General features: G+C 70.4%; 1 protein-coding gene. It reads left to right on the forward strand.

Annotation, left to right across the window (positions count from 1 at the left end; all coding sequences use genetic code 11):
- Positions 1–43: 43 nt before the first annotated feature.
- A partial coding sequence (locus tag SB773_RS31935) for a hypothetical protein (RefSeq protein WP_410594349.1) occupies positions 44–270 on the forward strand: 227 nt, incomplete at its 3' end.

The following is a 270-nucleotide window of genomic DNA, read 5'->3' on the forward strand; positions in this document are numbered from 1 at the left end:
CGTCCCGGCGGACCGGATCGCCCGGGGCCGGGATCTGGGCGCCATGAGTTTCGGGCGGCTGACCATCGGCGACCTGATCACGATCCACACCGCCAGCGGCGAGCTCGTCGTCGACTACGCGCTGCGCGCTCGGGAGGCCGCGCCTACGCCCTTCGTCCTCTGCGTGGGATGCACGGACGAGGTTCTCGGCTACATTCCGAGTCATCGCGTGCAGGCCGAGGGCGGCTATGAGGGTGGCGGGTTCGCCCGAGCGTTCAGCCTCGAAGGCCT

The organism is Bacillus sp. SIMBA_074 (assembly GCF_046534555.1).
GTDB lineage: Bacteria > Bacillota > Bacilli > Bacillales > Bacillaceae_G > Bacillus_A > Bacillus_A mycoides.